Raw genomic sequence first — 25,632 nt, forward strand, 5'->3', positions numbered from 1 at the left:
AGGTTGTTTTCTATCACTTATTTTCCATGACTCATGTTCGTTATATTTTAATTCTTGAAGCTGTGGATCGGCGCCGGGATTCTGCCGCCGCGGTTGATGAACGCGTCACAGGAGAACTGGTTCACCGGCATGATCGGCGCATAGCCAAACAGTCCGCCAAATTCTACCGTATCGCCCACCCCTTTTCCGATAACCGGAATCAGGCGCGCCGCAGTCGTCTTCTGGTTGACCATGCCAAGCGCCATCTCATCGGCAATCATACCGGAGATGGTCGTCGCCTTGGTGTCTCCCGGAATCGCAATCATATCGAGTCCCACGGAACATACGCAGGTCATCGCCTCAAGCTTCTCAAGTGTGATCGCTCCTGCCTGTACCGCATCGATCATGCCCTGATCCTCGCTGACCGGAATAAAAGCGCCACTTAATCCGCCGACATAGGAGGAAGCCATCACGCCGCCCTTTTTCACCTGATCGTTCAGCATGGCGAGCGCCGCAGTCGTTCCCGGTGCTCCCGCATACTCAAGTCCGATCTCGCAGAGAATGTCCGCCACGGAATCGCCGATCGCCGGTGTCGGCGCCAGAGACAGATCCACGATACCAAACGGGATATTAAGAAGTCTGGATGCCTCCTGTGCCACCAGCTGTCCGACTCTCGTCACCTTAAACGCCGTCTTCTTAATGGTCTCACAGAGCACCTCGAAGTTCTCGCCGCGCACTTTTTCCAGAGCAGTCTTCACCACTCCCGGTCCGCTGACACCGACGTTGATGATCGCATCCGCCTCCGTCACACCGTGGAACGCGCCTGCCATAAACGGGTTGTCATCCGGTGCGTTGCAAAATACAACAAGCTTCATGCAGTCCGCAGAATCGCGGTCCTTTGACTGCTCCGCAAGCTCTAAGAGAATCTCTCCCATCAGCTTGACTGCATCCATATTGATGCCGGTCTTCGTGGATGCAAGGTTCACCGAACTGCAGACACGCTCTGTCCGGCAGAGTGCCATCGGAATCGAGTGAATCAGCATCTCATCCGCCTTCGTCATACCCTTCGACACCAGCGCCGAATAGCCTCCGATCAAGTTCGCCCCAACCGTCTTGGCTGCGCGGTCCAGCGTGTCCGCAATCGTCGCAAAATCCTCCGGCGTCTTGCAGGCTGCACCGCCCACCAGTGCAATTGGTGTCACGGAGATACGCTTATTGACAATCGGTATCCCGTACTCGTTCTCAATCTTCTCTCCGACTGCCGCCAGATCCTTCGCCACGGTCGTGATCCGGTTGTAGATATTCTCATTGAGCTTTTTTAAATCAGAATCAATACACTCCAAAAGACTGATACCAATCGTGATGGTACGGACATCGAGATTCTCCTGCTCCACCATCTTGTTGGTCTCATTTACTTCCCATATGTTAATCATTCCGTCTATCCCTTTCTGTGGACATTATGTCCATCGGTCGATCTTCCTGCACATTTTCCTAGATTCTGTGCATTTTTTCAAAAATCTCTTCCTTCTGACATTTGATGGACACACCGATCTGCTCCCCTACCGCATCCAGATCCTTCTGGCAGTCCCCGAAAGATCTCGATGACTGACTCATGTCCACAATCATCATCATGTTAAAAAATCCGGACACGATCGTCTGCGAAATATCCAGAACATTGATATGATTCTCCGAAAGATAGGTACATACCTTTGCGATAATACCGACGGTATCTTTTCCAACGACTGTTATGATTACTTTGTCTACTGTATTCTCCATGCCAATCTCATTCCTCCTGCTTCCACGTTATCACTTTATCGTATTAACACTGATTATAATACACAGGGCTTTTATAAGTCAATGCTTTTAGATTGCTTTTGTGCCAGGGCAGCATCATCATTCTCTTATTCACCCGGTAGACGCGCACACCGTCCGTCAGCCGGATCACAAGCTGATCGTGCGTCACCCGCCGGAAAAACTGCACGCTCTGAATTCTCTCCCCCGGGAAAAACAAAAACCCATACGGGTCGAGTCTGCCGGTGAGATCATTCACCACGATCACAGAAATGCCCGTCCTGCCGAAATGAATGACAAAATGCTGCACCTCAAGCATCGTCGCCATCATCGTCCGCATAAAGGAATACTTTGGCAGAATCACCGCATAGATTGATGCATGGTCGGTGTAAGGAATATTCCTGGCGTATAGATAATTCTGAATATCGGATTCTTTGATCATCTTGTTCGTACTACCTCAATTCCGGCGCCTGCCTCCAAAAGAGCTCTTCGCCTGTTTCTTTTATGATATCCGTGTCTGCCGGCATATGCAATTTCTTTTCTCCCACCTTAGAACCGCACCAGCTCGGACGGCTCGTCTCTCTTTGCCACATACATCGGAAAATCATCCCCCTTATAAGGATTATCTCCCATCGCCACTTCCAGCCGTACCGTCTCGTACGCAAGTTCCGCATAGTTATTTTCCTTGGACAGATGTCCTAAAAAGACCGTGCCGAAATGATCGTGCAGCACCTCCCCGAGCAGCCGCCCGGAAAGCTCGTTGGACAGGTGTCCCTTCTCTCCGAGAATACGCTGTTTTAACGGATACGGATAACTTCCGACCTGCAGCATATGTACATCATGATTCGCCTCGAGAAGAAGCACGTCCAGCCCCTTTAACTTCTCCACAATATGGTCGTCATAAATTCCCAGATCCGTCATGACCGCCATGGATTTTCCGGGCTGCTTCATCTTATACGCCACCGGCTCAGCCGCGTCATGTGAGATGGCAATCGGCTCGATCGTCATATCTCCGATCGTAAAATCCTCCCCCGCATGAATCTCATGAAACAGGGCGGGATCGATCGTTCCGACGGATTTGGTGTGCAGTATCGCATCGATCGTCCCCGGAGTCGCATACATCGGCAGACCGTAACGTCTCGCAAGGACGCCAAGTCCTGCGATATGATCCACATGTTCATGTGTGATCAGAATTCCCTGCATCTCTTCCGTTTTCAGATCAATCGAATTCAGACCGGATTCAATCCGCTTTCCGCTGATTCCGGCATCCACTAAAACATGACATTCATCTGTTCCCACGCAGATACAGTTGCCACTGCTGCCGCTTGCTATACTGCATAATTCCATTTTATTTCTTCCACTCTCTATCTGTTAATTTCCTGCCAGCGAAGCTCGATCTGGTCTCCCTCGGAGAGCACTGCCGAATACTGTGCCTGCTGTCCGTTCAACTTTGTGATGATCGCTCTTCCCGCAGATGCCGTTAAATCAAAATCGTAAAAATCAAAAATATCTACAAAGATGTAGCTCTTCTTTCCGGTCAGACGTACCGGCTGCTGATTGATAAACACAACCAGTCCCAGATCCGTCTTCTGCGAAGCCTGCTGCACTTCCCCTTCAGCCGGCTGCTCCACAGCGCTCTCTGCTCCCGTGGCATCTGTCACAGATGAAGGTTCCTGTGACATTCCATGCTCCGCTTCCTCCGCCTCTGTACCGGTCTGTGCCTCACTCTCTGCGGCATCCACTTCCTCTACCGTCTCAGCCAGAGTCTCGTCCGCTGTCTGCTCCGTCCCGCCAGCCGCAGCCGTCACAGGCTGCTCCGCAACCGGAAGTTCTGCCGGATCCACCGCCGCTGCTCCGAAAGAAAGCACCACCCAGTCCACGGAAAAGTTCTCGTACACAAGACTCTCCATGGTTGCCACGCGGTTATTCACAAGAATCTCATGATCCATGTCCACTTCCACATCCATGAATGCCGCCAGCTGCTCCACGGTATAAAAGCTTCTCGTCTCAACCGCATCGCCCTCTTTGATCTCATAGGACGGCAGTTCCAGACTTCCGTTGACTTCCAGGCACTTCGGACAGCGCACGATCCTGCCGTTGACGATTACCTTCATCTCCGAAGAGGAATACTCATCCAGCTGCTCTAAGGTACATACCGCCGCTTCGCCCTGTGTCGACGCTTCGATCACGATGTCGCTGTTCGGTTCCAGCGGGGTGTTGATGTTGACCAGACGGTCATTCATATAGATCTCTGCGGACTCTCCCAGCTCACCTCTGACAATCCGCGGAGTGCCGTTCACGGTGAAATTGAGTTCCTTGCCGCGCTTCGGGAACAGTTCCTCATTCGGGAAACCGGCCTGCAGGGCTGCATCCACGATTGTCAGCTTATTGTTGTCATACAGCTTGATCCGCTCCCCGTTAAAGCGCACCATGATAAAGCTGTTTCTCTGATCGTAATAATTTAAGCAGATACCGATCGGCGTGACGAGCAGCGGATCCTTCTGGATCTCTGTCTGAAGAAACGTCACTTCCTGCAGCACTTCCTCACCGCGCAGCGCTACACGCTCTGCCGGCAGATCCAGCTTCTTGGCAAGCATCTCCGTGTAACCGTGGATCTTACCGCCGCCGCCGACGATAAACGCCGCACTGACGCTCTTGTCTCCGTTCAGCTCCTTGATCTTCGCCGCTACCTCGGTCGTCATCTTATCCACCACCGGCTCCGTCAGCTTCCACACATCCTTCGACGGAATCGTGTGCTCGATCATCATAATATCCTTGTAGGTCACCTGATCGTCCATACCGCTCGAGAGCTTGATCTGCTCCGCCGTGTTGAAATCCACCAGATAACTCTGCACGATCAGCTCAGTGATCTCATCCCCCGCAAGCGGAATCATACCGTATGCGATGATGCTTCCGTCTCTCGTCACGGAAATATCGGATGTTCCCGCACCGATATCCACGAGCGCAATATTTAACAGTCTGTAATTCTCCGGAATCGCCACATTGATCGCCGCAATAGGCTCCAACGTCATGTTTGCCACGGTCAGACCCGCCATACCGACTGCCGCGTACAGACCGTCCACAACATCCTCCGGCAGGAACGTCACGATGATATCCTCGCTGATACGTTCTGCCTTATGGGATTCCAGACTGGAGAACGGTTCATCATTTAAGAAATACTTCATGACGGAATAACCCACACAGTAAAACTTGTAGCGGGTATCGTTCATTTCCTTTAAAATGGACTGTGCCTTTTCAATTCCAAGCAGATCCAGTGTATGAATATCCTCGCCGGTAACGACCGTCTCCTCCGGGAAATCATAGCTGATGTTGGTCGTCACCGTCTTTAACACACGGCCTGCGGCTGCAATACACACTTCGGTCAGTTCCTGCCCGATCTGTGACTCCAGCTCCTCCTTCACCTTGGCAATGGTATGCCCCACGCGTCCGATATCATGGATCTGGCCGTCCAGCATGGCACGCGTCTCGTGCTCAAGCATATACTGTGCCACCACGACAAATTCATTCTCCGTCTTATAGCCTACGGTTCCCACCACATTTCTCGTTCCAATATCAAGACCAAACACCAGCGGCTGGTCGAATACGCTCGTATCGCTCATCTGCAGTATCTCCTAATCTCTATTTCTTCTCCGAAAGCGCCCTGTCAATCTGCGCAAAAGCCTCCGCCACACTGCCGTTGTTGTCAATCACAACCCTGCAGTGCTCCCGGTAGACTTCCTCCGTCAACTGGCTGGCAAAAATCCGGTCTACCTTTTCCGTGGAATATCCTCTGCTTGCCATCAGGCGTTCTCTGCGAATATCCTCTCTGGTATAAATATACCAGAGTTCGTCACAAATTTCATCATAATGTTCTTCAATCAGAAGCGCTGCCTCCAGCACCAGAAGCTTTCGTTTTCCACCCTGCTTTTCTCTCGCCGCCTCTTTTTCCACATAGACGCGCACCGCCGGGTGTACAATGGCATTCATCTGCCTGCGCTTCGCCTCATCGGAAAAAATGACTGCCGCCAGTTTCCCCCGGTTCAGTCCGCCCTGCGGCAGGAAAATATCCTCCGCGCCAAACGTCTCACAGATCCTGTCATAGCACTCCGTCCCGGGAGACATCAGCTCATGGGCGATCTCATCCGCAAGCATCACGCGGGTATCCGGCTTCTTCGCCAGGTATCCCAGTATTTCCGACTTGCCGGCTCCTACACCGCCGGTAATTCCTATAAATCTCATCGTTTTACTGCACCTCTATTTTGCCTGATACCAGTCACTTCCCGCATGCACATCAATCTCAAGCATCACCGACAACTGTGCTGCCCCGTGCATCTCTTCGGCAAGAATCTTACGCACTTCCTGCTCTTCCTCTACCGCTGTCTCCACCAGCAGTTCATCGTGCACCGTCAGAATCAGCCGGGATTTTAACCCCTCCGCCAGCAGGCGGTCATGCACCCGGTTCATGGCGATCTTGATAATGTCCGCCGCCGTTCCCTGTATCGGGGAATTCATCGCAATGCGCTCCCCGAACGAACGCTGCATAAAATTGCTCGAAGAAAGCTCCGGAATCGGACGTCTTCTTCCGAACATCGTCGTGACATAGCCTTTTTCCTTTGCCTCCGCCACCAGTCCGTCCAGATACCCCTTGATCTTCGGATAGGTCTCAAAATAGCGCTCAATGTACTCCGCCGCCTCTTTCTTCGTGATGGAGAGATCCTGGCTGAGTCCGAAGGAGCTGATTCCGTAGACGATACCGAAATTGACCGCCTTGGCATTGCGGCGCTGCAGATCGGTCACCTCGTCAAACGGGATATGGAATACCTGCGACGCCGTCGTCCGGTGAATATCCTGTGCATTCCGGTATGCCTCGATGAGCTTCTCATCCCCGGACAGATGCGCCAGCACGCGCAGCTCGATCTGGGAATAATCCGCGTCCACAAACACAAAACCGCTCTTTGGCAAAAATGCCTTGCGGATCAGTCTTCCCAGTTCAATCCGCATCGGGATGTTCTGGAGGTTCGGCTCCGTGCTGCTAAGGCGTCCCGTCGCCGTGATGGTCTGATTGAAGGACGTGTGGATTCTTCCGTCCTCTGCGATATAGTTCACCAGACCGTCCGCATAGGTGGACTTTAGCTTGGTCAGCTGTCTGTACTCCAGAATATCCGCCACAATCGGGTAATCCGGCGCCAGACGGTCCAAAACATCCGCCGCCGTCGAATAACCGGTCTTCGTCTTCTTGCCGTTCGGCAGGGAAAGCTTTTCAAATAAAATCACACCGAGCTGCTTGGGAGAATTGATATTGAATTCCTCCCCGGCTTCCTCATAGATCTTACGCTCGAGTTCGTCAATGCGCACGGCAAGCTTGTCTCCGTACTCCTTTAGCGCCTCCCCGGACGCAATGATTCCCTCTTTTTCCATATCTGCCAGCGTGAAGACAAGCGGCATCTCGATCTCGCGAAACAGCGCTTCCATTCCGGTGTCCGCAAGCTCTTTTTCAAGCGGCTCCCTGGTCTTGTATGCCACGTATGCCATATAGCAGACGCACTTTAAAAATTCCTCCGGCTTTTTCTCAGCCGCCTTCTCATACGTGAGCTTCTCTATGAGATCCTTTCTCGACAGAATCATCAGTCCCGCATAATCCTTGGCAATGTCCTCATACGGATATTCATTCTTAATCGGGTTTAAAAGGTAGGCCGCGATCGTGTTGTCGAACAGGTTCTCCTCCGAGATCGTTCCAAGACATTTTTTCTCAAGCATCCCCAGTTCCTTTAACTGCGGCTTTAAGTCAAGTGTCGCATAGGAAGCGGCTGCGCTCCCCGCAAACAATTCACGGATCTTACGGCAGGGAAGTGCTTCCGATGCCTCCACGTAACAGATTTCCTCCTCACCACATGCAACTGCAAGTCCGAGAAAATCCGGGATATGACAGCTTCCTGCCGTCTCCTGCTGCCCCGCCTCTTCGCCGGAGTTCTGCATCGCAAAGCTGCCAAACAGATTCATCTGACCGTCAGCCTCCGTGTGGGCGTCATGCGTTTCCTCCTGTGGCACCACATAGAATCCACATGCTTTTCCACGCAGGGATGCAAAAAATGCTTCTGCCTCCTGCGCCTTTTCTATCTTCTTAAAATGCTCCTCCGCCGTATTCTTCGGTGCTTCCACGGAGAATCTGCCGAGGAGATTCTTAAATTCCAGTCTCTTACACAACAAATAGGCTTCCTCTGTATACAGATCGGAAACCTGTTCTAAATGCGCGTCCGCAAGCTTGTAGGCAATGTCCGCATCGATATCGATCGTCGCCAGCGTCTTGCTCATCTGCGCCATATCATAATGCTCTTTTAAATTCGTGCTTGCTCTCGGCGGCTTTAATTCATCCACATGTGCGTAGGCATTCTCAATACTGCCGTATTTTGCGATGATCGCCGTCGCTGTCTTCTCGCCAATGCCGGGAACTCCCGGAATGTTGTCGGAAGTATCACCCATCAGTGCCTTCACATCAATAAACTCCGTCGGCGTCACCTGATACTTCTCGAGGACTTCCTTCGCGTTGTAGTCCTCAATCTCGGTTCCCGTCCTCTTCGTCTTCGGGATCCGGATCTTGATATGATCTGTTGCAAGCTGCAGAAGATCACGGTCACCGGATACGACCGCAACCTCCACGCCTGCCGCCTCACTGCGCTTTGCGATGGTTCCAAGCAGATCATCCGCCTCGTAACCGCCTTTTTCAACGATGGTCACACCCATCGCGCGCAGCATCTCTTTCATCAGGGGTACCTGCTGCTTTAACTCTGCCGCCATCGGCTTGCGGGTACCCTTGTATTCCGCAAACATCTTGTGGCGAAACGTCGGCTCAGACACGTCGAACGCAACCGTCAGGTAATCGGGCTGCTCCTCCTCCAGTATCTTGAACATGATATTTAAAAATCCGTATACCGCGTTCGTGTGAAGTCCCTCGGAATTGGTCAGATCCGGGATTCCGAAAAATGCCCGGTTCAAAATACTGTGTCCGTCAATCAATACCAGCTTTTCGCTCATTTCTGTCTCCGTTTCTAGATTGCTCTTGTATACTTCTTCAGCCACTCATTCTCTTCCGGTGTCATGTACGGAGAGAGTGTCTTGTATACCATTGCATGATAGTCATTTAACATCTTCTTCTCACGTCCCGTCATCTCGTCCGGATCAATGGCATCCAGATCAATCGGTGCGTAAGTAATATTTTCAAAATTCATGAACTGACCGTACTCGTTTTTCTCCGCCTTGTGGCATACCAGTTCGTTCTCGGTACGGATACCGTACTTGCCTTCCAGATATACGCCCGGCTCATCCGTCGTGACCATACCCTCTTCCAGCGTGCCGTTATCATGGCGCTCCGGCACCACTCTCCAGCGGAAGCCGTTCGGTCCCTCGTGCACATTCAAAATGTAGCCCACACCGTGTCCGGTACCGCACTTGTAATCAATGCCCATCTGCCAGAGCGGCCCGCGGGATAAAATATCCAGATTCAGTCCGGTGCAGCCGTAGAGGAACTTGGCGTTTGCAAGGTTCATGTTGGAGCGGCATACCGTTGTAAAATGCAGCCGCATCTCGTCTGTGATCGGTCCGAGCGCCATCGTTCTTGTGATGTCGGTCGTTCCCTCGAAATAGTGTCCGCCGGAATCCACCAGCAGGAAGCCTTCCGGCTTTAACTCGGCATCCGATTCCGGAGTCGCCGCATAGTGCATCATGGCAGCGTTCGGTCCGTATGCACAGATCGTGTCAAAGCTTAACTCGATAAAGTTATCCTGCTCTCTTCTGCGCGCCTCCAGGTAATCCGATGCGGAGATCTCCGTCATCGGAATCTTGCCGATATTGGTCTTCAGCCAGTACATGAATTTGGTGAATGCCACACCGTCCTTCACATGTGCCTTGCGGATATTCTCCACCTCGACCGGATTCTTGACCGCTTTCATGATCTCGGTCGGGTTCGGCTGGTCCACAATGCGGATCTCTTTTTTCAGGCTGCTGGTAATGCGGTAGTTGACCGTATTGCCATTCATCAGTACGCATGCGTCCGCCGGGATCTCTTTCACATAATCATAGATTGCATCGTAAGGTCTGGTTGTGATGTGATTCTCCTTCAGATATGCTGCAATCTTCTCATCCACAACTTCTTCCTGTAAAAACCAGATGCACTCCTTGTCGGTAAGCACCAGGTAGGACAGGATGACCGGCACGTAATCGATGTCTCCGCCGCGGATGTTTAACAGCCATGCTATATCGTATAAGGAAGTCAGAATATGCACATTGGCTCCCTCTTTTTCCATTACCTTGCGCAGATCCGCGATCTTGTCTGCCGTGCTCTTGCCGGAGTACTTCTCCTCAAGCAAAAACAGCGGTTCCTTAGAAAGCGCCGGGCGATCCTTCCAGATCAGATCAATCAGATCCTCCGTCACGTACAAAGACCCCTTCTTTTTCTCCGCAATGGCGAGAAGCTTTCTGCCCCAGCTTCCGTTCACCACTCTGCCGTCAAATCCGATGCAGCCGCTCTCCGGCAGTTCTTTTTCAACGAACTCATCCACGGTCGGCACACCCTCTTCCCCCATGCGGTAGAGCATCACGGTACTTCCGGCAAGCTGCTTTTCCGCCTGCACGAAATAGCGTCCGTCTGTCCACAGTCCTGCCTCTGTCAGGGTAATGACCGCCGTGCCTGCCGATCCGGTGAAACCGGTGATAAACTTTCTGGCTTTAAAATGCTCCCCTACATATTCGGACTCATGAAAATCGGCGGTCGGTACAATATAAATATCGATCTTCCGCTTTTTCATCTCCTCGCGCAATGCGCTTAATCTTTCCTGAATCATAGTATTCTCCATTCCGGAGCGTCTATCCGCTCCATTTTGTTCTAAATATCTGTGTACTCAAAGAACTTTGTATCAATCTCCGGATAAGACCGTTTCAACGAAATCGGTCTTCCGGAACGGTTCAAAAAGCAGTGGGAACTTGTTCCTGTAGTGCGAAGTTCTCCCGTCGCCTTATCCGTCATCCGGTACTCCACTTCCATCTTGATTCCGTTATACTTGGTAATCCGCGGCTCAATGACAACCACATCATCAAAATGAACCATGCTGTGATACTCGCAGGACACCGACAGCACCGGGCTGATGATCTCCATCGCCTCCATCTCCTTATAGGAGAGTCCGATCTGCTCCATCAGATCCATGCGCGCCTCTTCCATCCATTTGATATAGTTGGAATGATGAATGATGCCCATCTGATCCGTCTCGTAATACTTGGCGTGATGCTCATAAGGCCGAATCTTGATCTCATCCACCTGTTTTCCATAGAGTTCGATTTCCTTCTCTGACATCTGAATTCCTTCTTTCCTTGCAATACATAGACCAATGGCGGCTGCTTTACTTCGCCGGGCAGCCCGCTCATTGCCTACGCGTACATTATCCCACATCCCATTTAAAATTTCAATATCCGCAGACAGCGTTCTAAGCTTCCTTCCGTTCGCTACGACCGGCTTTTGGGCATGTGGCAATTTCCTCTTTTATCTCATTTTATCTCTAATCTTCAAAATATTCTCTGTAGTCATCCTCATTCGAGAAGAGCATGTATTCTCCGTTTACATATCCCATATAGCCTGCCGCTACAACATATCCTTTCATAAAAAATACACTCCTTTCGTCATCTGATAAAAGGAGTGTATCGCATCATGTGTCCAATTCTTTGGACACATGATCCTGTTTATTATCTTTAACAGCTTTAATAAGTAATATTATCAGAATACACTTCGGGATTTCATGTGGAAATGCAGATGGAATATTCGTTGGAGAAAAATGTGAGCATTTCTTCCGGCTGAATGTTTGCATCGGATTCCGTGTCTCTTCCACGTTTGGACAATCCGACGGGTGCATGTCCGACACACCGGAGACAATGGGCGGACTTTCTGGTGTCCCTAATGGCACCTCTTCACAGACATCGGCTTCGCACGGTTATGTTCTGTTCAGAGGTGCCATTAGGGACACACACAAAAGTCCTACAAATTGTCTTCCGGGATGCGGACATGACCCGCGGAGTGCTCCAAACTTGGAAAGACACGGATCATCGAAGATGCAAACATCCGGCTGGTTAGAAATGCCACATTTTTTGAACCGAATTTCCAGCTGCATTTTCATCTGAAATCCCACGGTGTGATATTCTGATAATATTACTTATCCCCAAAAAGAGTTCTATGCTTATTATTGCGGCAATCCTCTTCTGTCATCAGTCCTTTGATTCCACCACAAGAAGAATCCCGCTCTCAAACGAGATCTCTGCCGTATCTGCCACGATCTCGTTGCTCACGCCAAGCGAACAGAATCCACGCAGGCAGGCGTCCGTGAGGGGATATTTAAATCCCTTCAGCGTCAGATGCTCCACACATTCCGTATAGGGAATGAGCGACACATACGTTCCGAACTGTTCCTTTCTCGCAAGAGTCATTCCCCGGTCAATCATACAGATGCGGTTATGGGCATCGCAGATCTGGATGGGAATCCCCGCCTTTAGCCCAATTCCAAGCAGTTCGATATTCCCCAGCACATGATCCAGCCGTGTCCCCGTCGCTCCCAAAAGCGTGATGCGCTCTGCTCCGCGCCGGATCGCAAGCCGGATTGCAGACTCGGTATCCGTGTCGTCCTTCTCCGGAATCAGCTTCTGGATCGCCACACCGGGCAATGTCTTAAAATAAGCAAGAGCCTCCGTTCCCACGGAATCGAAATCCCCGACAATCACATCCGGCACCCGGTGGCTGCGGTACAGATATTCCATTCCGGCATCCGCAGCGATAACGGCATCCGGCTTCTCTTCCTCAAACCATCTGTCCGCAAAAGAATCGTCGATCGTTCCGCCTGAAATTATTACAAAATGTTTCATACGCTCCCCCGCTTTTCTCCCGCCGTTCCTTAAGAATTTAAAATATCCAGAAACATCTGGGTGTTTTCAGCGACATCTCCGTTAAAAACAGCGCTTCCCGCCACGATGATGTTGGCGCCGGCACTCATAATCTCCTCCACGTTGGAGAGATTGACCCCGCCGTCCACCTCAATGTCTGTTTTCAACCCGCGCGCATCAATCATTTTCTTAAGATCACGAACCTTCTGCAAGGTATACGGGATAAACTTCTGCCCGCCGAATCCAGGGTTCACCGTCATAATCAGCACCATGTCCACTTTTTCAAGCACATACTCCACCGTCTGCAGCGGCGTAGCAGGATTTAACGCAACCCCCGCAAGAATCCCCCGCTCTTTGATGGAAGCAATCGTGCGGTCCAGATGCTTGCAGCTCTCTGCATGCACGGTAATCAGATCGGCTCCGGCTCCGACAAAATCCTCAATATAGCGCCCCGGCTCCTCGATCATCAGATGCACGTCGAAGATCCGGTCCGTACAGGGACGGATGGAGCGGATTACCGGAAGTCCGAAGGAAATACTTGGCACAAACATTCCGTCCATGACATCAATATGTACATACTGTGCCCCTGCCTCGTCCAGTTCACGGATCTGCTCTCCCAGTCTTGAAAAATCTGCGGATAATATGGATGGCGACAAACAATTCATCTCTCTTACACCCTTCTTTTTAATATTTCTTCTGTTCTTTTAATTCCTGATATAACTGCCTGTAATTCTCATAACGGAGCCGGCTGATTTTCCCGGCTTCCACCGCCTCTTTTACCCCGCAGTCCGGCTCCCCGATATGACTGCAGCCCTTAAAACGGCAGTTTGGCTCATACTCCTCAAATTCCGGATAATACCACCACAGATCTTCCTTTTCCAGTCCCGGAATATCCAGCGTGGAAAATCCCGGCGTATCCATGATGTAAGTCTGCTCTTTAATCGGAATAATCTCCGAGTGGCGGGTCGTATGGCGGCCTCGCTCAATCTTTCTGCTGATTGCCCCAGTCTCCATCTGGCGCTCCGGCTGCAGACAGTTGATGAGCGATGACTTGCCCACACCCGAGGGTCCTGCCACCGACGTCACCTTTCCTTCCAGCCGCTCAAGCAGCACATCGATTCCCCGCTGCTCTCTCGCCGAGGTATACACCACCGGATAGCCACACTGTTCGTAGACATCCGAAAACGCGTGCAGCTCCTCCCCGGTCAGAAGATCACACTTGTTAAAACAGATCGTAACCGGCACCTTCTGATATTCCATCATAATCAGAAAACGGTCCAGCAGATTAAAATTTGGCTTCGGCTTTGCCGCCGCAAAAATCACAAGCGCCTGATCGATGTTGGCAACCGCCGGACGGATCAAGGCATTTTCTCTCGGAAGAATCTCCTCAATATTTCCAAGCATCTGCTCCTCATCCAGCACAGCAATCGTCACGTTATCGCCCACCAGCGGCTTGATCTTCTGGTTGCGGAAAATTCCTTTTGCCTTACATTCATAAATTCCGGATCCCGCTACGTGAACGTAGTAGAATCCGGAAATTCCTTTTACAATCTTTCCCTGCATATTCTTATCCATTATGATTCCGGTGTAAACTGGTAGGTGCTCGTGGTCTGATCGTTGATCTTGTTGCCATTTAAATCCAGCCATGAGATCACCAGATAGCCCTCTTTTGCAAGCAGTCCCGTCTTGCTGATGGAAAAATCATCTGTGATCGCCTTATTCCACTGTCCCAGCACATTGCCGGAAGTATCATACAGCGTGATTGTTGCGCCGGATACGTTGGACGTATCGCCCGGCAGGTTGATCGTCGCCTTGAAGCTGTAGGTCGTTGCTGTCACACTCTGGGACGGTGACGGTCCCATGCTTACCGTGATCGTGATGTCGCTGCCTTTTTCCACCTGCTTGCCCGGATCAATACTCTGATCCATGACAATGCCTTCCGGGTAACTATCACTGTACGCCGTCTTGACCGTCACATTAAAATCCGACAGCAGATCTCTCGCCTGCTCCTCGGACTTGTAGGTCGTCTTCACATCCGGAACGGTCACTGCCTCTGCGCCCTGGCTGATGACGATCGTGATCGTATCACCTGTTTTTGCCTTATCACCTGCGGACGGTGTCTGGGAAATGACTTTTCCCTCCTCCACACTGTCATCGTAAGCGTATGTCTTGTTCGGCTTGAAACCTTCCTTTTCCAATGCAGACACTGCATCATCCTCAGAGTCTCCGGTCACACTCGGCACTTCCACACTGCCCTTGCCGTTGCTGATCACAACGCCGATCGTCGTGCCCTCTTCGACTTCCTTGCCGCTCTCCGGGTCCTGATTGGCGATCTCTCCCTCATCATAGTCGTCAGAGGATACTTCGCCCTTGTTCTCCAGCTTTAATCCCTTCTTCTCCGCCTCGGTCTGCGCATCCGCATAAGTCGTACCGCGGAAATCCGGAACGGTAACCGTATCTGCATTCTGGCTCTCGGTCTGCGTGGTCTCTGTGCGCGACGTCTCCGTATCAGACTGCTTCTTGGACTTGATTCCGCCGAACAGATTTACCACAATCACAATGATGATAATCACAATCACGACTGCCGCGACAATTCCCATGATCGTAATCGCTTTCTCCATCTTCGGATTCAGATCGCCGTCATCCTCGTCATCCAGCTCATCATCGTCCACATCTTCTGCGTCGTCCTCATCCTCATCGTAGCGGTTCATCTCCTCCGCTCTCGCGTGCACCGCCTGATCCGCCTTAAGATAGAGGCTGTCTGCCTCCTCCTTGATCTGCTTTAAGTCGTCCTCTCCGATAATGCGCGTCTTGTCCTGGTTGGTTGCAGGAACCATCACGACAAAATCCTCATTCGGGCTGACAAGCGCCTTGCGCAGATCCGTCAAAAGTGCCGTCATGGACTCATAACGGCGGTCCGGATTCTTCTGCGTACATTTTAAAATGATCTTCTCCATACTGATTGGAAGATTCGGAGCGTAGGCACTCGGCGGAACGATCTCCTCCTGCAGATGCTGGATGGCAACCGCCACGGTCGTATCCCCGTCAAACGGCACACGTCCCGTCACCATCTCATACATCACAATACCGAGGGAATAGATGTCGCTCTTGCCGTCCACAAATCCGTTGCGTGCCTGCTCCGGAGAAGAATAATGCACGGAGCCCATCACATCGGAACTGATCGTGTTGCTGCTTGCTGCACGCGCAATACCGAAATCCGTTACTTTTACCTTTCCTTCTGTAGAAATAATAATATTCTGCGGCTTGATGTCACGGTGGATGATGCCCTTGCTGTGCGCCGCCTCAATACCTCTTCCCACCTGAATGGCAATGCTGACTGCCTCCTTAAAAGAAAGCTGGCCCTTTTTCTCAATATATGTCTTTAACGTGATGCCTTCCACATACTCCATCACGATATAATGCATTCCTTTTTCGCTTCCGACATCGTAGATATTTACGATATTCGGATGTTCTAATCCCGCGGCAGACTGTGCCTCCGTGCGGAACTTTGTCACAAAATTCAGATCCTCCGAAAACTCCGGCTTTAAAACCTTGATTGCCACAAAACGTCCGAGCGTAAGATCTTTTGCCTTATATACGTCAGACATTCCGCCGGCACCAATTTTCCCTATGATTTCATAACGGTCCGCTATATACATTCCCTCTGTTAACATATTAAACCTCCAACCTGATTTACAAAGAACTTCATTCTCTATCTAGTCTCATCTGAAAACGGCTCAATCAAAACCACCGTTATATTATCCTTACCGCCATTCTCGTTCGCGGCGTCGATCAGCCGTTGTGTTTTCTCCACAATATCACGCTGTCCCAGCACGATCCGCTTGATATCCGTATCATCGACCATATTGGTCAGACCGTCCGAACACAACAGAACCGTATCTCCCGGCACAAGCACCGTCTCGAAGAAATCCGCCGACACCTCCGGAAGCACGCCGATCGCTCTCGTAATAATATTTTTATCCGGGTGCACTTTTGCATCCTCTTTGTCCATCTCTCCCAGCCGAACCATCTCTTCTACCAGAGAGTGATCTCTTGTAATCTGTGTGATACGTTCCTGGTTGATCACATACAACCGGCTGTCGCCGACATTCGCCGTGTAGAGCTTATCGCCAACCACGACTGCCGCAACAATCGTCGTGCCCATGCCCGCTTTGCTCGCATCCGCGTTCGCCTCCGCAAGCAAATGTTCATTTGCATATCTGACTGCCTCACCGAGCACGGTCACCGGCTCGCTCTCCTCGGATTCTGTTACGTATTCCACAATCTTTTCAACTGTGAAGCGCGAAGCATAATCTCCAGCCGCATGGCCTCCCATACCGTCTGCTACCAGAAATAAATCCGGAAGCCTGCCCACGGAGGTCTCTGATGTGTACATATAATCCTGGTTCGTCTCACGCCGCTGTCCCACATGCGTCATGGAAAACGTCTTCATTCTATTCCTCCATTATTAGAATAGCAGTACCTGCCTGCCATTTATCCAATTACCAATGTTAGCATACAACGCGAAAAAGGGCAAGACTTACTGCTCCTGCCCGACACACCCCGTCTCCTGCCCGGTATGCTCCATTTCCTGCTCTTTGTGCATATGCTTGCGTCTCAGCTGCCCGCATGCACCGTCAATATCCCTGCCCATCTCCCGGCGCACGGTCACGGTGAGCCCGTTTCTCTCCAGCTTTTTCTGGAATGCATGCACTGCACCGTCATCCGGCTGTCTATAGCTGCGTTCCTTGATCGGATTGACCGGAATCAGATTGATATGGCAGTTGATCCCGCGCACAAGCTCTGCCAGTTCTGCGGCATCCTCCGCCGTGTCATTTACACCCGCCACCAGACTGTACTCAAACGTGATGCGCCGGCCGGTCTGTTCAAAATAGTAACGGCAGGCATCGACCGCTTCCTTAATGTCATATTTGTTCGCCACAGGCATCAGCTGCAGGCGCTTTTCCTGGTTGGATGCATGAAGCGAAAGCGCCAGCGTGATCTGCAGCTTTTTATCCGCAAGCTCCCGCATGCGCGGAACGATCCCGCAGGTGGAGACCGTCAGGTTCCGCTGGCTGATATTGAGTCCGTTTTCATCGCTCAGCAGTTCGATGAATTTTAACAGGTTGTCATAATTATCCAGAGGCTCGCCGGTTCCCATCACCACAACATTGGAGATCCGCTCGCCGATGTCCGTTCCGATCTGATAGATCTGATCGAGCATCTCGGACGGCCGCAGACCGCGCACCAGACCATCCAGCGTGGAGGCGCAGAAACGGCAGCCCATCCGGCAGCCGACCTGCGAGGAAATACAGACGGAGTTCCCGTGCTTATAACGCATTAAGACACTCTCGATGACATTGCCGTCGTCCAGAAGAAACAGGTACTTTCTGGTACCGTCAATCTTCGAGATCTGCACATCCGCCTTTTTTAAGCTGGTCAGCGTACAGTTCTGATTCAATTTTTCAATGAGAGCCGCAGAAATATTGGTCATCTCCGAAAAGGATGCCACATGCTTTCTGTGAATCCACTCGTAAATCTGTTTTGCCCGGAACTTTTTTTCTCCGAGCGACTCGACAAATGCGGTCAGTTCTTCCAGATTCAACGATTTAATGTCTGTCTTTTCCATTCCTTATCCGTTGTCCTGCTTTCGCTTAAATTTTGCTATAAAAAATCCGTCCCCGAGATGTTCTTCCGGGAACATCTGCCGCATCGTATCGAGGGCGAACTCCGGGTGCGTCTGCTCAAACCATCTGGCATTCCCCTCGTTCTCCGCCGTGTGAATCGTGCAGGTGGAATAAATCAGTGTCCCGCCCGGCTTCACATATTCACACACCACAGACAGTATCTGCCTCTGCAGCGCCACAAGCGATTCCTCCCCTTCCGGGTTCATGCGGTACTTGATATCGGTCTTTCTGCGCAGCACCCCGAGTCCCGAGCAGGGAAGATCCGCAATCAGCACATCCGCCGTGCGAACCGATGTCTCGTCCAAAACAGTCGCATCCTGACACTTCGCCGTGATATTCGTAAGCCGGCATCTTTTTATATTCTCATCAATCAGCGCCACTTTCTGTTCGCTGACGTCCCGTGCCTCCACATGACCGGTACCTCTTAACTTTTCCGCAAGATGAATGCTCTTGCCACCCGGCGCCGCACAGACGTCAATGCAGTGATCGCCCTCCTTTGGTGCCGCATATTCCGCCACCATCATGGAGCTGATGTCCTGCACATAGAACAGTCCTTCCTTAAAGCTTGAAAGACCGTTTAAATGATCAAACCCAAAGATCGTATATGCATACGAAAGTCCGGGATATTTTTCCGTATCCAGCGGAACCGCGGTAACGCCCTCCTCCTTAAAACGCTCTGCGAGCGCCTCCGGCGTGATCCGTTCCAGATTCGCACGGACGGTGATCGGCGCTTCCAAAAGGGACGCTGCAAGAATCTCTTTTGTGCGTTCCTTTCCGTAATCGCCGATCCACTGCGCAACGATCCATTCCGGCATCGAGTAGCACACCGACCAGGCTTTTACGGCATCGACGCTCTCCTTTGGATATGTAAGCTGATCCAGACCGCGCGAAACACCGCGCAGTACCCCGTTCACGAAACCGGACAGCTGTCCGAAGCCCTTTTTCTTCGCAAGCTTTACCGCCTCGTTGCAGGCGGCGGATGCCGGTACACTGTCCATATATTTCAGCTGGTATACGCCCATCCTAAGAATGGCGCGGATCACCGGTTTCATTTTTCTGACCTTTACTTTTGAGAACTGATCCAGAATATAGTCCAGTTCGATCTGGCGCTGAATGGTGCCCTCCGCCACTCTCGTTAAAAAGGCACGCTCTCTTTTGTCCAGATACTGGTACTTCTCCAGCACCGAACGGATCACCAGATGGCTGTACTGTCCCCTCTCCGTCACTTCTAAAAGGATCTCAAGAATCAGTTCCCGCGTATTCACGGAATCAGTCGTCACGTCTTCTTCCTCCAAATAATAACACCAGACGAAGCAGCTGCAGAATCGATGCCGCCGCACTCGCCACGTAAGTAAGTGCCGCCGCCTTCAACACTTTTCGCGTATAAGGCAGCTCACTGTCGCTTAAGATTCCCTGCTCTCCTAAAATGCGCAGCGCGCGGTGCGATGCATTGAACTCCACCGGAAGCGTCACAAGCTGAAACAGAACAGCGAACGAAAAACAAAGAATTCCAAGGTCGATCAAAAATGTCCCTGTATTGCTGGTAAAAAATAATCCGATTAAAATTAAAGGCCACGCCAGCGTAGAACCGAGATTTGCCACCGGCACGATCGCCGAGCGCAGCGCAAGCGGCACATATCCCTGCTGGTGCTGAATGGCATGTCCACACTCATGCGCCGCCACACCGACAGCCGCCACCGACGTGCTTCCATACACAGAATCCGACAGATTCAGCGTCTTGTTCGACGGATTGTAGTGATCGGTCAGATTGCCCGATACATGCTGCACCGACACGTCGTAGATTCCTGCCGAGTGCAGAATCCGTTCCGCCGCCTGTGCTCCGGTCATGCCGGACATGCTGCGGTAGGAAGCATATTTGTTGTATGTCGACTTCACCCTCGCAGATGCAACCAGACAGATGACTGCTCCGATGAGCACGAGTATATACGTCGGATCAAATCCCCAGTAATAGTATGAATATGGCATAGTAATCACCCTTTCTTAAAATATGTGCCCTCTTCGATCTCATATCCGTTCAGAAATGCCTCCACCGGCATACGCTTCTTGCCCTCAAGCTGAAGTTCACTGATGGCAAGCATTCCCTTTCCGGTCTGCACCAGAATATGATCTTTTTCCACTTTCACAATGCAGCCCGGCTCCGCCCCGGACTCCTCAGAAACGACCTGCGCCTTCCAGATCTTTAACATCTTATCGCCCAGTCTGGTATAGGCACTCGGCCACGGATCCAGTCCGCGGATCAGGCACTCAATCTCTTTTGCGCCCTGTTTCCAGTCAATGCTTCCCATTTCTTTGTAAATCTTGACGGTATGCGTTGCCTGGGAGTTATCCTGCGGCGTGTAGGTTGCCGTTCCCGCATCGATCGCCTCCATCGTGCGCACGCACAGCTTCGCGCCGACCTCGGACAGCCGGTCGAACAGACTGCCGCCCGTCTCATCCGCACGGATCTTCACTTCTTCCTTTAAGATCATATCTCCAGTATCAAGTCCCTCGTCCATGCGCATCGTCGTCACTCCGGTGACGGCGTCGCCGTTTATGACCGCCCACTGAATCGGTGCGGCACCGCGGTACTTCGGAAGCAGCGACGCGTGCACATTCACACACCCGTAGCGCGGCATATCCAGAATCGCTCTCGGTATAATCTGCCCAAAAGCCTCCACAATTATGATATCCGGATGATATGTCCGCAGACGCTCGATACACTCGCTGTCTCTGACTTTCTGCGGCTGATATACTTCAATGCCGTGCTCGAACGCACATGCCTTGACCGGTGTATAGCGGAGCGCCTTGCTTCTTCCCACTGCCTTATCCGGCTGGGAGACAACCAGCACCACCTCATGTCCCGCTTTTATGATTTCTTCCAACGTTCCCACCGCGAAATCCGGTGTTCCCATGAATATGACTCTCATCACTGACCTCCATTTTCACAGATCATCCATGCTTTATTCTTCCTCATCACTCTCATAGGTGACTTCGTGAAGCGGACCTTCCACCTTCTCAGTGTACATGTGTCCGTCCAGATGATCCAGCTCATGACAGATGGCACGCGCCATCAGCTCTGTCCCCTCAATCTCATACTCTTCCATATCCAGATCAAACGCCCGCGCTTTCACGTAGTTCGGTCTGGTCACGGTGCCTGCCTTGCCCGGAAGGCTCAGACAGCCCTCGTCGCCGGTCTGCTCGCCGGAAGTCTCTAAGATCACCGGGTTGATCATCACAACCGGTCCTTCGCCGATGTCGATGACGACGATGCGCTTTAACACGCCGACCTGCGGACCTGCAAGTCCCACGCCGTTCGCCTCGTACATCGTATCAAGCATATCCTCTGCCAGTTCTCTGATCTTCGGTGTAATCTCTGTAATCTCTCTGCATTTTTTGGTCAATACAGGATCTCCCTGTATTCTGATTGTCCTAAGTGCCATCTTTCCTCCATTCTGCCTAAAAGCCGTTCACCGGATTGAAATCAAACATCACGGTCACATTCTTATAGTACCGGCTCTCTCTGGCATACACTTCTGTCCTATTTTTTATCTTTACCAGCGTGTCATAATTTTCTGCCTTGAGATAAATTATTTTTTTATAAATATCATTCACTTTTGCGATCGCCGCGTCGACGGGTCCCACGAGATAGACCTTCTCTTTCGTATTCTTCCCTGTATACGCATCCGCTGCCGCCGCAAGCTCTGCCGCCATGGCATCCGCCGCCTCCTCGCTCTTAGAGGCGCACAAGATCACAAGCATGTTCCAGACCGGCGGGTAAAGCATGATCTTGCGGTACGCAATCTCCTGCTCGTAAAACGCATCGTAGTCCTGCGCCTTCGCCGTCTCTATGCTGTAATGCTCCGGGTCATAAGTCTGGATGACGACCTCGCCCGGCTTATTCCCGCGGCCGGCTCTTCCTGCCGCCTGTGTCAGAAGCTGGAATGTCCGCTCCGCCGCGCGATAGTCCCCGACATGCAGCGAGAGATCTGCTGCAAGAACGCCAACCAGCGTCACATCCGGGAAATCATGCCCCTTTACGATCATCTGCGTACCGATCAGGATATCCGCCTCGTGATTGGCAAATGCCGATAAAATCTGCTCGTAGTCTTCCTTGCCCCGCGTGGTATCCATATCCATGCGCAGCACGCGCGCTTCCGGAAATCGTTTTCTGACAACCATCTCGATCTTCTCAGTTCCAGCCTTAAACCCGCTGATGTACTTCGATCCGCACGCCGGACATTGTACCGGCACCGGCTCCGTATACCCGCAGTAATGGCAGACCATCCGCCCGTTCGCATGCTGGCTCAGCGATACATCGCAATGCGGACATTTTATCACATGTCCGCAGGCTCTGCAAGAGACAAAGCCCGCCACGCCCCTGCGGTTGATAAAGAGCATGGTCTGTTCTCCCGCCCGCAGGCGCTGCTCCATCAGCCCGTCTAACCTGCGGCTTAGGATGGAGCGGTTGCCCTCTCTTAATTCCTGCCGCAGATCCACCACCCCGCATGCCGGAAGCGGTCTTTCCTTCACGCGCTTTGTGAGCGTAAGCAGCCGGTATTCCCCGCGCTTCGCCCGGTAATAGCTGTCCACCGACGGCGTTGCCGATCCCAGCACAACGCTCGCGTCAAGCATGGCAGCCCGCGCGATGGCGGTCTCCCTCGCATGGTAGCGCGGAACCGTCTCACTCTTATAGGAAGTCTCATGCTCCTCGTCAATGATGATAAGCCCCAGATTGGCAAACGGCGTAAACAGTGCTGACCTCGGACCGATCATCACGTCGATCTCCCCGTTTTTTGCCCTAAGGAACTGATCGTAGCGCTCCCCCGGTGACATTCTGGAATTCAGTATGGATACCCGGTCGCCAAACCGGTTATAGAACCGCAGCACCGTCTGATAGGTCAGTGCGATCTCCGGAATCAGGACGATGGCCTGCCGCCCCGCCTTCTGCATCTTTGCGATCAGTTCCATATAGACTTCGGTCTTGCCGCTGCCCGTCACGCCTTTTATCAGATAGGTCGACCGGATTCCCTTCTCGTAATCCGACCAGACCGCATCCACCGCTTCCTGCTGCTCATCGTTTAAAGTGAGCCCATATCCTCTGCTGGTCAGGTGGGACACCGGATTGCGGTACTGCGTTTCCCGAATTACTTTGACGACGCCGGATTCCTCCATCGCCCGGATCACGCTTCCCGACACCCCAAGCTTGTGTGTGACAAGATCCCAGTCCAGCTCCTCCTCTTCCAGCAGCGCACGAAGCAGCCTGGCGCGGGCGGTGCTGTGGCGTCTCTCATACGCTCCCAGCTGGTTCTTCGCTTCTACCGGATGAAGCGCAAGCCGCACCCTTTTATGTTCCACAGCTTTTTTCTTCTCCTTGATCGGAAGTACCATCTTTAGCGCCTGGTTCATCGTGCCGCCGTAATGTTCCCGCATCCAGCCCGCAAGCGCGATCAGATGGGACTCGATCGGCACACTGTCCGTCACGATCCCCGCAATATTTTTCAGCTTATCCTCGTCATACTCCGCCTCATCGGAAAGCTCGACCACATAGCCGGTGATCCTGCGGCTGCCAAACGGAATATAGACCTGCATTCCGACTGTGATCCGCTGTGTGAGATACGGCGGAATACGGTACTCAAATGTCTTATCCAGTTTTTCCTGTGAAATATCCACAATCACCTTCGCATATTCCGCCATCTGTCCACCTCGTTTCTGTCTGTATTCTCCCCCATGTCAGGGCTTCGTCTCGCTTCCTCCACCAGCTCGTATTCACTGAGCGGATAGCGCACGCCGCGAATCTCCTGATATGCCTCGTGCCCTTTTCCCGCAAGCACAAGCATGTCATTCTCCATGGCTTGCGCCATGGCATACCGCACGGCTTCCCTCCGGTCCGCAATGCGCACATACTGTCCGCCAGTTCCCCGGATCCCGTCCTCAATGTCGTCCAGAATCTCCTCCGGGTCTTCCCAGCGCGGGTTGTCGGAAGTCAGTATCGTAAGATCCGCCAGATGTCCCGCCGTCTCTCCCATCTTCGACCGCCTGAGCTTCGACCGGTTGCCGCCGCACCCGAACAGTACGATAAGACGCCGCGGCTTAAAACCGCGCAGCATTTCCAGAAGATTTTTTAAGCTCATCTCATTGTGTGCATAGTCAATCAGAATGGCATAATTTTCGGACTGCCTCACGTTCTCGCATCTTCCGGGGACTTTTGCACTGCGGAGCGCAAGACCGACGTCGCTCTCCGTGGCTCCCAGATGTCCTGCCGCCCCTATGGCCGCCAGCGCATTGTAGACGTTAAACATTCCGGGGAGCTGCATTCTCACCGGATACACCGCCGTCTCCACACGCACCAGAAAGCTTCCCAAAAGTTCTCCCGACTGCATGAAAAAGCGGATATTCTCCGCCGTCACATCCGCCGGATGCCACAGGGAAAACGTCTCCACGCTGCAGGTATGTCCCTGCAGTATACGCTCCGTGTGCGGATCATCCCGATTGACAATCCCGATCCGGCACTGGCGCATCAGGCGGCTCTTGCAGAACAGATATTCCGCAAACGACGCATGTTCGCCCTCCCCGATGTGATCCGGCTCGATGTTTAAGAACATGCCGATGTCAAAAAATATCCCCTCCACCCGCTGCATCTTCAACCCCTGGGAGGAGACCTCCATCACGCAGGTATCACAGCCGTTGTCCACCATCTGTGCAAGATACTTCTGTATCTCGTAGGCTTCCGGCGTCGTATGTACTGCCGGAAGCACGCCATCTCCGGTATCGATCGCGATCGTTCCGATCATTCCGGTCTTGTGTCCGCTCTCACGAAGAATCGCAGAAAGCAGATATGCCGTCGTTGTCTTCCCTTTCGTTCCCGTGATTCCGACCATCCGAAGCTTTGCCGCCGGATAATCAAAAAAAGCTGCCGCAAGTTCTGCGAGCGCATGCCTGGTATCCGCCGCGATCACGATGGAAACCTTCCATCGGTCTATAATCTCCGAGATCCGCACACCAAACTGTTCCGTGTACAAAAGCGCATCATTGTCCAGCGGAACCACATTCTCCGCCGCAATCACAACTGCTGCCGCCCCGGCTTCCAGCGCTCCCTGCAGATAGTCATGCCCGTCGGCATGCAGCCCTTTTAGGCAAACAAATAGGGAGCCCTCCCTGACATTCCCGGAATGGTAACAGATGTCTGTTATCTCACGGCTCTGGCTTCCCTGCACATGTTCATATGTAAGATGTTTCAATAATTGATTCAGCCGCATGTCAT

The 25,632-nt window shown here is 52.1% G+C and carries 21 protein-coding genes; all 21 read right to left on the bottom strand.

All coding sequences use genetic code 11. From position 1 onward, the window contains the following. Nucleotides 1–47: 47 nt before the first annotated feature. Nucleotides 48–1,412, bottom strand: a complete 1,365-nt coding sequence (locus RHOM_RS09700; protein WP_014080132.1) for a PFL family protein — start codon at nt 1,410–1,412, stop codon at nt 48–50. Between the two features lie 58 nt (nt 1,413–1,470). Next, a complete protein-coding gene (locus RHOM_RS09705; protein WP_014080133.1) occupies nt 1,471–1,755 on the bottom strand; it encodes an ACT domain-containing protein in 285 nt (94 codons plus the stop codon). Between the two features lie 43 nt (nt 1,756–1,798). After that, nucleotides 1,799–2,212 carry a hypothetical protein gene (locus RHOM_RS09710; protein WP_014080134.1) on the bottom strand — a complete coding sequence of 138 codons (414 nt, stop codon included), beginning with the start codon at nt 2,210–2,212 and terminating at the stop codon, nt 1,799–1,801. A gap of 107 nt (nt 2,213–2,319) precedes the next feature. Further along, nucleotides 2,320–3,117: an MBL fold metallo-hydrolase gene (locus tag RHOM_RS09715; RefSeq protein ID WP_014080135.1), complete on the bottom strand. Its 798-nt coding sequence runs from the start codon at nt 3,115–3,117 to the stop codon at nt 2,320–2,322. A 17-nt stretch (nt 3,118–3,134) separates the two neighbouring features. After that, the gene (locus tag RHOM_RS09720) at nt 3,135–5,390 is read right to left on the bottom strand and encodes a cell division FtsA domain-containing protein (protein WP_014080136.1); all 2,256 of its coding nucleotides are present in this window, start codon (nt 5,388–5,390) and stop codon (nt 3,135–3,137) included. Nucleotides 5,391–5,409: 19 nt separating this feature from the next. Further along, nucleotides 5,410–6,009, bottom strand: coding sequence for a dephospho-CoA kinase (coaE, locus tag RHOM_RS09725; RefSeq protein ID WP_014080137.1), 600 nt, complete (start codon nt 6,007–6,009; stop codon nt 5,410–5,412). A 15-nt stretch (nt 6,010–6,024) separates the two neighbouring features. After that, nucleotides 6,025–8,802 carry a DNA polymerase I gene (gene polA, locus RHOM_RS09730; RefSeq protein WP_014080138.1) on the bottom strand — a complete coding sequence of 926 codons (2,778 nt, stop codon included), beginning with the start codon at nt 8,800–8,802 and terminating at the stop codon, nt 6,025–6,027. A 14-nt stretch (nt 8,803–8,816) separates the two neighbouring features. After that, a complete protein-coding gene (locus tag RHOM_RS09735) occupies nt 8,817–10,607 on the bottom strand; it encodes an aminopeptidase P family protein (protein ID WP_014080139.1) in 1,791 nt (596 codons plus the stop codon). 41 nt (nt 10,608–10,648) lie between these two features. Then, nucleotides 10,649–11,113, bottom strand: a complete 465-nt coding sequence (locus tag RHOM_RS09740) for an acyl-CoA thioesterase (protein WP_014080140.1) — start codon at nt 11,111–11,113, stop codon at nt 10,649–10,651. 902 nt (nt 11,114–12,015) lie between these two features. Beyond that, nucleotides 12,016–12,666 (bottom strand): thiamine diphosphokinase, encoded by a 651-nt coding sequence (locus RHOM_RS09745; protein ID WP_014080142.1) that lies wholly within the window; start codon nt 12,664–12,666, stop codon nt 12,016–12,018. 29 nt (nt 12,667–12,695) lie between these two features. Next, nucleotides 12,696–13,349, bottom strand: coding sequence for a ribulose-phosphate 3-epimerase (gene rpe, locus RHOM_RS09750; RefSeq protein WP_014080143.1), 654 nt, complete (start codon nt 13,347–13,349; stop codon nt 12,696–12,698). 19 nt (nt 13,350–13,368) lie between these two features. After that, nucleotides 13,369–14,247: a ribosome small subunit-dependent GTPase A gene (gene rsgA, locus RHOM_RS09755; protein ID WP_044024968.1), complete on the bottom strand. Its 879-nt coding sequence runs from the start codon at nt 14,245–14,247 to the stop codon at nt 13,369–13,371. A gap of 11 nt (nt 14,248–14,258) precedes the next feature. After that, nucleotides 14,259–16,358, bottom strand: coding sequence for a Stk1 family PASTA domain-containing Ser/Thr kinase (gene pknB, locus RHOM_RS09760; protein ID WP_014080145.1), 2,100 nt, complete (start codon nt 16,356–16,358; stop codon nt 14,259–14,261). 38 nt (nt 16,359–16,396) lie between these two features. Beyond that, entirely contained in the window at nt 16,397–17,137 is a 741-nt protein-coding gene (locus RHOM_RS09765) for a Stp1/IreP family PP2C-type Ser/Thr phosphatase (protein ID WP_014080146.1), read from the bottom strand. An 87-nt stretch (nt 17,138–17,224) separates the two neighbouring features. After that, a complete protein-coding gene (gene rlmN / locus RHOM_RS09770) occupies nt 17,225–18,313 on the bottom strand; it encodes a 23S rRNA (adenine(2503)-C(2))-methyltransferase RlmN (RefSeq protein WP_014080147.1) in 1,089 nt (362 codons plus the stop codon). A 3-nt stretch (nt 18,314–18,316) separates the two neighbouring features. Further along, a complete protein-coding gene (rsmB, locus tag RHOM_RS09775; protein ID WP_014080148.1) occupies nt 18,317–19,651 on the bottom strand; it encodes a 16S rRNA (cytosine(967)-C(5))-methyltransferase RsmB in 1,335 nt (444 codons plus the stop codon). Continuing rightward, nucleotides 19,641–20,357 (bottom strand): zinc metallopeptidase, encoded by a 717-nt coding sequence (locus RHOM_RS09780; protein WP_014080149.1) that lies wholly within the window; start codon nt 20,355–20,357, stop codon nt 19,641–19,643. The genes rsmB and RHOM_RS09780 overlap by 11 nt, the downstream gene beginning before the upstream one ends. A 5-nt stretch (nt 20,358–20,362) precedes the next feature. Next, entirely contained in the window at nt 20,363–21,298 is a 936-nt protein-coding gene (gene fmt, locus RHOM_RS09785) for a methionyl-tRNA formyltransferase (protein WP_014080150.1), read from the bottom strand. A 33-nt stretch (nt 21,299–21,331) separates the two neighbouring features. Further along, nucleotides 21,332–21,811 (bottom strand): peptide deformylase, encoded by a 480-nt coding sequence (gene def / locus RHOM_RS09790; protein WP_044024663.1) that lies wholly within the window; start codon nt 21,809–21,811, stop codon nt 21,332–21,334. A gap of 16 nt (nt 21,812–21,827) precedes the next feature. Next, on the bottom strand, nt 21,828–24,065 hold the full coding sequence (gene priA / locus RHOM_RS09795) for a replication restart helicase PriA (protein WP_014080152.1): 2,238 nt from the start codon (nt 24,063–24,065) through the stop codon (nt 21,828–21,830). Next, nucleotides 24,044–25,627: a UDP-N-acetylmuramoyl-L-alanyl-D-glutamate--2,6-diaminopimelate ligase gene (locus RHOM_RS09800; protein WP_014080153.1), complete on the bottom strand. Its 1,584-nt coding sequence runs from the start codon at nt 25,625–25,627 to the stop codon at nt 24,044–24,046. The genes priA and RHOM_RS09800 overlap by 22 nt, the downstream gene beginning before the upstream one ends. Nucleotides 25,628–25,632: the final 5 nt, after the last annotated feature.

It is taken from the genome of Roseburia hominis A2-183, assembly GCF_000225345.1.
Lineage (GTDB): Bacteria > Bacillota > Clostridia > Lachnospirales > Lachnospiraceae > Roseburia > Roseburia hominis.

Excerpts from the sequence above, each read along its gene's own strand:
- RHOM_RS09700 (WP_014080132.1), bottom strand. The coding sequence starts at position 1,412 with ATGATTAACATATGGGAAGTAAATGAGACCAACAAGATGGTGGAGCAG.
- pknB (WP_014080145.1), bottom strand. The coding sequence starts at position 16,358 with ATGTTAACAGAGGGAATGTATATAGCGGACCGTTATGAAATCATAGGG.
- rsgA (WP_044024968.1), bottom strand. The coding sequence starts at position 14,247 with ATGCAGGGAAAGATTGTAAAAGGAATTTCCGGATTCTACTACGTTCAC.
- def (WP_044024663.1), bottom strand. The coding sequence starts at position 21,811 with ATGGCACTTAGGACAATCAGAATACAGGGAGATCCTGTATTGACCAAA.
- RHOM_RS09735 (WP_014080139.1), bottom strand. The coding sequence starts at position 10,607 with ATGATTCAGGAAAGATTAAGCGCATTGCGCGAGGAGATGAAAAAGCGG.
- RHOM_RS09705 (WP_014080133.1), bottom strand. The coding sequence starts at position 1,755 with ATGGAGAATACAGTAGACAAAGTAATCATAACAGTCGTTGGAAAAGAT.
- polA (WP_014080138.1), bottom strand. The coding sequence starts at position 8,802 with ATGAGCGAAAAGCTGGTATTGATTGACGGACACAGTATTTTGAACCGG.
- RHOM_RS09765 (WP_014080146.1), bottom strand. The coding sequence starts at position 17,137 with ATGAAGACGTTTTCCATGACGCATGTGGGACAGCGGCGTGAGACGAAC.
- RHOM_RS09715 (WP_014080135.1), bottom strand. The coding sequence starts at position 3,117 with ATGGAATTATGCAGTATAGCAAGCGGCAGCAGTGGCAACTGTATCTGC.
- RHOM_RS09710 (WP_014080134.1), bottom strand. The coding sequence starts at position 2,212 with ATGATCAAAGAATCCGATATTCAGAATTATCTATACGCCAGGAATATT.
- RHOM_RS09800 (WP_014080153.1), bottom strand. The coding sequence starts at position 25,627 with ATGCGGCTGAATCAATTATTGAAACATCTTACATATGAACATGTGCAG.
- coaE (WP_014080137.1), bottom strand. The coding sequence starts at position 6,009 with ATGAGATTTATAGGAATTACCGGCGGTGTAGGAGCCGGCAAGTCGGAA.
- RHOM_RS09745 (WP_014080142.1), bottom strand. The coding sequence starts at position 12,666 with ATGAAACATTTTGTAATAATTTCAGGCGGAACGATCGACGATTCTTTT.
- priA (WP_014080152.1), bottom strand. The coding sequence starts at position 24,065 with ATGGCGGAATATGCGAAGGTGATTGTGGATATTTCACAGGAAAAACTG.
- rlmN (WP_014080147.1), bottom strand. The coding sequence starts at position 18,313 with ATGGAAAAGACAGACATTAAATCGTTGAATCTGGAAGAACTGACCGCA.
- fmt (WP_014080150.1), bottom strand. The coding sequence starts at position 21,298 with ATGAGAGTCATATTCATGGGAACACCGGATTTCGCGGTGGGAACGTTG.
- RHOM_RS09720 (WP_014080136.1), bottom strand. The coding sequence starts at position 5,390 with ATGAGCGATACGAGCGTATTCGACCAGCCGCTGGTGTTTGGTCTTGAT.
- RHOM_RS09740 (WP_014080140.1), bottom strand. The coding sequence starts at position 11,113 with ATGTCAGAGAAGGAAATCGAACTCTATGGAAAACAGGTGGATGAGATC.
- RHOM_RS09780 (WP_014080149.1), bottom strand. The coding sequence starts at position 20,357 with ATGCCATATTCATACTATTACTGGGGATTTGATCCGACGTATATACTC.
- rpe (WP_014080143.1), bottom strand. The coding sequence starts at position 13,349 with ATGAATTGTTTGTCGCCATCCATATTATCCGCAGATTTTTCAAGACTG.